The organism is Oleiphilus sp. HI0043 (genome assembly GCF_001634935.1).
Genome location: NZ_LWEY01001452.1, coordinates 1 through 1,455 on the forward strand (window position 1 = coordinate 1; position 1,455 = coordinate 1,455).

Below are 1,455 nucleotides of genomic sequence, written 5' to 3' on the forward strand. Positions count from 1 at the left end.
AACATTTTCGGAGATTTCACGCGTTGCAATATTCTGTTGCTCCGTTGCTGTCGAAATCACGAGCATTTTGTTTGTAATGCTATCGATCATATTTGCGATCGTTCCCAAAGAGCCTTCAAGCTGGTTGATACGCGCAGCGTTATCTTCTGCAGCACGCATTACCTGACAAGACTTATCGGTAACGCCTACCATTCGTTTTTGCACATTATTGATGCTTTCGGTTATTTCATTAGCTGACTCTCTAGAACGAATTGAAAGACTTCGAACCTCGTCTGCGACCACAGCGAACCCTCGCCCATGTTCGCCTGCTCGCGCCGCTTCTATCGCAGCATTAAGCGATAGCAAGTTAGTCTGCTCCGATATATCAATGATGATTTTCGACATCGCTGCGACATTGTTGGTATGCTCCAACAACTCTGTAACCAGTACCTCACTTTCTTTAGATAAACCGACCATACGGCTTATTTCATTTGTGGCAGATTGGGCCTCAGCGATACCTTCAGTTGTCTGCTCACGCGAGCGTTCTATGTCGTCGTGAACATATTTGATTTGTGCCGCTACATCTTCCACACTCTGACTCAACTCAGTCACAGCCGCTGCTGATGAGGTAATCGAAGCCTTTTGCTCTTTTGCATTGGTTGATGCCGACAAGGCACTAATTGAGAGTTCTCTGGCCATATGAACAAACTCAGCAAAGTACTCCTCCTTGCTTTGTTCTGAGCGTTCATGGCTAAGTAAATAATCCTTGAAGGCTTTTAGGCTTTCATCTTTACCTAAACCCTCTAAAGGTAAATCGCGATACTGACTATCCGGAAGTTGAAGCAAATGCGCTAACTGCTGCAATGCCTGGGCAGAAGCACATTGCCAAAGCATCAAAGCAAGAGCAATGACACCAAGCAAGGCAATAAGCAAGGCATTCCAGGTAACACCTGAAATCAAAATGCTAGCACTCACACAGGCAAGGGACATGACAATAAAAACAAAATATGTTTAGGATAACGCCGAGCAGTAGACATAACTTTCTAGACCCATTCTTTTTCCTGATTTAAAGGACAATAAATGTCATCAACATCAAAGAAGGGGCAAAAGCCATGCCCACTAGTAAAATCACATCAAGGCAGACCACTTAACACGAAGCTAATCAATTGTTTTTATTAAGCAAATTAATATGTAACAAGATGTACGTAAGAAACAGAAATACAGGCGAGTGCTATTTAAAGTGCGACAAGGAAGAGTCACGCCCAAGCAAAGTGCAATGATTACTTGCAGAACTGAAGATGCAACGCAATGGTGCTAACAGACTAAAAAAGCCTGCGAGGTGAGCGGTGGCACAATTCTGAGAAAGTTAAAACTTTCCGTCCTAACTGAAAGGAAGAACGCGTGTTATAAGTACCGAGTTCCTTAGCGTTAGATAGCGCCTTAACTCTAATTGCATCAAGGGTTTCTTTGGATTCT

General features: G+C 43.4%; 1 protein-coding gene. It reads right to left on the minus strand.

From position 1 onward, the window contains the following. Positions 1-954 (minus strand): methyl-accepting chemotaxis protein (locus A3729_RS20450; RefSeq protein ID WP_231877476.1); only part of this gene is annotated, 954 nt, incomplete at its 3' end. Between the last annotated feature and the right edge of the window lie 501 nt (positions 955-1,455).